Raw genomic sequence first — 4,728 nt, 5'->3', positions numbered from 1 at the left:
GGGGGGGGCGGTGGAGCAGGACCACGGTGAGCGCCACCGCCAGTCCGAGCACCACCGCCGCGGTGACCAGCAGCGAGGTGCGACGACGCTTGGGCGGCTTGCCCACGGCCCGTGCGCCGCCGCTCGGCGGCTCGCCGGGCGCCGACGCGGGGACCGTCGGCGGACCCCCAGGGCCGGACGGCGGGCGGCCGGACGAACCGGACAGCGGACCGGACGGGGGGCCGTGCGGAGGACCGGGCGGCGGTTCTTGGGAGCTCACGACAGGCCTTCCTGACGGTCGACGCGGACGCGCACACCATTCTCGGGGCCGGTACGGCGGCCCCCGCAAACGGAACTACGCCACGCGGGCCCGGGCCCCTCCGGGAAAACAGTAGCCATGGACATAGTAGCCATGTACTGTATCTTCCATGAGCGAAGCATCCCCAGGGCCGACGCCCGGGTTCCTGGTCTGGCGGCTGTCGATGAAGTGGCGCGTGGCGGTCGACCGGGCCCTGGCGCCGCACGGCCTCACCCACGCGCAGTACTCGCTGCTGGGGTCGCTGCTGGGCATGCAGCTCTCCGGGCGGCAGCCGACGCAGCGTGAACTCGCCGACCACGCCGGGCTGGAGCCGCTCTACGTGTCCAAGCTCGCCCGCACCCTCGAGGGCGCGGGGCTGGTCACCCGCACACCCCACCCCACCGACACGCGCGCGGTCCGGCTCTCGCTCAGCGACCACGGGCGCGAGACGACCGAACGCGCCGTCGCCATCGTCCACGACCTGCTCGACCGGCAGTTCGCACCGCTCGGCGGGCTCGACAGCCCGCGCACCGGGGCGTTCGCCCGCGAGCTGACGGCCCTTCTCGACGCTCCACTCGATTCCCCGACCACGTCCACGACCACGTCCGCGATCAAGGAGTAGCCATGTCCACCACACCCACCCTCAACGGCCAGGTCATCGGGCAGGCCCACCTCGCCACCCGCGCGCTGCTTGACCCCGTCCTCGACCGCTCCGGCACCACCTTCCCGCAGTCGGCGGTGCTCAACGCACTCGCTGCCGGCGACGACGACCGGGCCCGGCTGGTGGTCCGGCTGGCCGGGAACCTCAAGACGACGGACGCGGCCGTCGCCGACGTCGTCGCCGGGCTGGAGGCGTCGGGCCTGCTGGAGGCCGCGCCCGGCGACGGCTCCCGCCTGCGCCTGACGGACGCGGGCCGGGCCCGCAACCAGCACATCCGTGACGCCGTCGCCGTCCTCACCGAGCGGCTCTACGGCGACATCCCGGCCGAGGACCTGGCGACCGCCGGGCGTGTGCTGACCCTGGTCACCACACGCGCCAACGCCGAGCTGGCCGCCCTGCGGTAGGCCGTGGGCCGCCTCCGCGCGCTCAGTCGCACAGCCCCAGGCGGAGGCCCAGGTCGGAGCGGAAGACGCCGTGCGGGTCGAGCCGGGCGCGCGCCTCGCGCCAGGCGTCGAGCGGACCGTACATCTCGGTGAAGCGGGCGCGGTCCATCCGGGCGTCCTTGGCCAGGTAGATCCGGCCGCCGGAGGTGGCGACCAGGCGGTCGAGGGCGTCGAGCAGCTCGCCGAGCCCGGCCCGTGCGGCAGGCAGGTCGACCGCCAGCGACCAGCCCGCCAGGGGGAAGGACAACGGATGGCCGTCGGCGGGGCCGAACCGCTTCAGGGTCCCCAGAAAGGGCGACGCCCGGTGCCGGTGCAGCGCCTCCAGCACGCAGACGACCAGCTCGCGCTCGGCGTCGGGCACGACGAACTGGTACTGCCAGATCCCGGCGGGCCCGAGCGCGCGGTTCCAGCCGGAGACGGCGTCGAGCCGGTGGAAGTAGGAGCCGAGCCACGCGGTGCTCTGTCGCAGGCGCGGAGCCCGGTGGTACCACAGGCCGTTGAAGGCGGCGGCGGTGCGCGGGGTCACGGGGCAGAACGGCAGGGCGGGCGCGGGCGCCGCCGGGCCGGGCCGGTAGCGCGGCCCGCCGGGCTCGTGGCGCGGGTCGGGCTCGGGGCAGTGGTCGGCGAGGTCGACGACGCCACGGCCCAGCGAGCGTCCGTGCGCGGTGCCGTCGATCCAGGCGACCGCGTAGCGGGTCGGGGCTCCCGCGAGAGCGTCCATGAGCCCGTCCAGGTCGGCGGCGCGGCGGGTGGTGACCCGCAGCCGGGCGCTGCGGACGGGCAGCAGGCGCAGCGTGGCCGAGACGATCACGCCGGTCAGGCCCATGCCGCCCACGGTGGCGCGGAAGGCCTCCGGGGTCCCCGCCGGGGTGAGCCGGCGCAGCGTACCGGTGCCGTCGACGAGGTCGACCTGGTCCAGCCAGGCGGCGATCGACCCGTCGCGGTGCTGGTTCTTGCCGTGGACGTCGGCGGCGACGGCCCCGCCGACGGTGAGGTGGGCGGTACCGGGCAGCACGGGCGGGAGCCAGCCGTGCGTGACGGTGCGGGCCAGCAGGTCGGTGAAGGCCACCGAGGCGGAGACCCGGACGCGCCCGGCACGCACGTCGAGCAGGACCCACGGCTCTTGGGCCGGGCTCAGCACCAGCCCGCCCGTGTTGAGCGCGGCGTCGCCGTAGCTGCGCCCGGCGCCGCGCGCGACCAGGCCGTGGTGCGGGCGGTCGGCGATCAGGTCGCGCAGGGCGGGCAGGGTCAGCGGGCCGAGCAGCGCGGCGCGGCCGCTGGGCGTCCGGCCCCAGCCGCTGAGCGGCACCTCCCGCCCCGGCATGGCGGTCACGGCTTCCACGTTCACAGCATCGGCGCCAGGAACGCCAGCAGCCACAGCAGTTCGGCTGCCAGCATCCGGCGGTCACTGAGCAGCAGGTCCTCGACGCGGGCGACCGGGCGGCGGTCGACGAGGCGGTCGAAGCGCAGCAGGGCGTAGAGCAGCGGCAGGGTGCTGAGCACGTGCCAACCGCTGCCGGTGCCGAGCGCCCAGCCGAGGTAGCCGAGGACGGTGGCGGCGAGCAGCAGCCATCGCAGCGGGCGGAGCCGGTGGGCGTCGTAGTGGCCGAGCGCCGGGCGGTGCCGCGCCGCTCCGGCGCCGAGCAGCTCCGCCTCGGCGCTGCGCTTGGCGGCGGCCACGAACAGCGCGCCGAGGCTGCACACCAGGAGGAACCAGCCGGAGGGCGGAATCCGCGAGGCGACCGCGCCGCCGACCGCCCGCAACACGAACGCCGAGGCCAGCGCGGCGAGTTCGACCCCGGGCAGATGCTTGAGCACGCAGGAGTACAGGCCGCTGAGCAGCAGGTAGCCGGCCAGGACGCCGAGGAAGGCCCACCCCGGCACGGCCGCCGCCAGCGCGAGGGCCGCGAGCGCGAACACCGCCGCGCACACCCGCCCCTGCGCGACGGTCAGCTCCCCTGAGGCGAGCGGCCGGGTCCGCTTCGCCGGGTGGCGGCGGTCGCGGTCGAGGTCGGCGAGGTCGTTGACGCAGTACCCGGCCGCGGCGGCGAGCGTGAACGCGGCGACGGCGAGGGCGAGGTCGGCGGGGCCGCGCCCGTCCCGCCCGGTGCTTCCGGCGGCCAGCGGCGCGGCGAGGACGAGCAGGTTCTTGGGCCACTGCCGCGGTCTGGCGGTGCGCAGCACCGCCCGTGCGGTGGCGTGGACGTGCGCCCGCGTGGGGGCGAGCGCGGTGGGCGGGGCGGCGGTCATCGGGCGAAGACCGCGACGAAGTCGCGGCTGGTCGTGGAGTAGTAGCGGTCGGCCGGACGCTGCTGGCCGTCCAGCAGCTTGACCGGGACGGGGTCCGCGCCACCGACCGGCGGCCGGTAGGACATGAACGACATCCACGCCGGGTTGATGTCCAGCTGCATCGCCTCCACGCAGCCCGCCCGCTGGAGCAGATCGGCGAGGGTCCGGACCGACAGCGCCGGTCCGTAGACGAAGACGACGCGGCCGTCCGCCGTGACCCCGATCCCCGAACGCCAGACGAAGTACGCGCCGCCGATCGTCGCGCCCCACCCGGACTCGATGTTCGTGTCGACCGCCGCGGGCACGACGCCGTGGTCGACGATCAGCTTCAGGTTCTGCCGCACGCCCACGACCTGCGAGGTCATCGAGACGTCCCGGCCCCAGACACCCACGGCCACCCGGCCGTCGCGATAGAGGACCAGCGAGGCGGCGCCCGGGGTCAGCGTCCCGCGGGTGGTGCCGTTCAGGTAGAAGCCGCCGCCCGCCTCGTTGATCTTGAACCCGCCGTTGAACGTGGCGACGAGGCCGGACCGCCCGCCCGCCGGGACCTCGTAGGGGACGCCCCAGGCGGCGGTCCCGGGGTCGCTCCAGCCGGGGTGCAGCTCGAAGCGGAGCAGCGTCGGATCCATGGAGGCGACGGCGGCGACGTAGGAGGTGTGCTGCGCGTCGGGGCGCAGGTAGGCGCCCAGGAGGGCGGGCCTGCCGCCGACGGTCCGCAGCACCTGCCAGGCCCCCTCCCCCGGCAGCGGCGGCCCGGCGGGCGAGACGAGGCGGGGCGGCAGCGCCTGGGGGTGCGTCGCAGCGTGGGGCGCGGGCGCGGCGGGGCGCAGCGCGATGGCGGGTCTGCCGCCGACCCGGGGCGGGCTGAGGTCGTACTGGATCGTCTCCATCAGCGTGACCACGGGCGCGAGATGGTTGTTGCGTCCCCAGTCCGCGACGCGCGCGACGACGCTGTCGTCGCCGGGGGCGGTCAGCGCCTGCCCGAGCGACCAGCCGACCCAGATCAGCAGGGCCGCGAGCAGTGCGGCCAGCGCCCGCGCCCAGGGCCTCTGCGGGAC

At 75.9% G+C, this 4,728-nt stretch carries 5 protein-coding genes and 1 pseudogene; 2 read left to right on the top strand and 4 right to left on the bottom strand.

Annotated features, from left to right (window positions below; translation table 11 throughout):
• A pseudogene (locus TR48_RS44010) lies at positions 1-259 on the bottom strand (hypothetical protein); the annotation flags it as partial.
• Between the two features lie 148 nt (positions 260-407).
• Here TR48_RS44010 and TR48_RS36590 point away from each other — a divergent pair.
• The gene (locus tag TR48_RS36590; protein ID WP_042374944.1) at positions 408-899 is read left to right on the top strand and encodes a MarR family winged helix-turn-helix transcriptional regulator; all 492 of its coding nucleotides are present in this window, start codon (positions 408-410) and stop codon (positions 897-899) included.
• A 2-nt stretch (positions 900-901) separates the two neighbouring features.
• Positions 902-1,342, top strand: a complete 441-nt coding sequence (locus TR48_RS36585) for a MarR family winged helix-turn-helix transcriptional regulator (RefSeq protein WP_042374943.1) — start codon at positions 902-904, stop codon at positions 1,340-1,342.
• Between the two features lie 22 nt (positions 1,343-1,364).
• On the opposite strand, the gene TR48_RS36580 is transcribed toward TR48_RS36585, so the two are convergent.
• The 3 genes from TR48_RS36580 to TR48_RS36570 all read right to left on the bottom strand — a co-directional run.
• Entirely contained in the window at positions 1,365-2,723 is a 1,359-nt protein-coding gene (locus tag TR48_RS36580) for an FAD-binding protein (RefSeq protein WP_152628385.1), read from the bottom strand.
• A 2-nt stretch (positions 2,724-2,725) separates the two neighbouring features.
• Positions 2,726-3,631, bottom strand: coding sequence for a decaprenyl-phosphate phosphoribosyltransferase (locus TR48_RS36575; protein WP_042374942.1), 906 nt, complete (start codon positions 3,629-3,631; stop codon positions 2,726-2,728).
• Positions 3,628-4,728, bottom strand: a 1,101-nt coding sequence (locus tag TR48_RS36570; protein ID WP_042374940.1) for a phosphodiester glycosidase family protein, incomplete at its 5' end; no start/stop codon positions are given. The genes TR48_RS36575 and TR48_RS36570, both read right to left, overlap by 4 nt.

The organism is Streptacidiphilus neutrinimicus (genome assembly GCF_000787815.1).
In the GTDB taxonomy this organism is placed as follows: Bacteria; Actinomycetota; Actinomycetes; order Streptomycetales; family Streptomycetaceae; genus Streptacidiphilus; species Streptacidiphilus neutrinimicus.
Note: the sequence above shows the minus strand (reverse complement) of the source record. Positions and strands in the feature narration are given on the sequence as shown.

Coding starts and splice junctions, on each gene's coding strand:
- TR48_RS36590 (WP_042374944.1), top strand. CDS start 408: ATGAGCGAAGCATCCCCAGGGCCGACGCCCGGGTTCCTGGTCTGGCGG.
- TR48_RS36585 (WP_042374943.1), top strand. CDS start 902: ATGTCCACCACACCCACCCTCAACGGCCAGGTCATCGGGCAGGCCCAC.
- TR48_RS36575 (WP_042374942.1), bottom strand. CDS start 3,631: ATGACCGCCGCCCCGCCCACCGCGCTCGCCCCCACGCGGGCGCACGTC.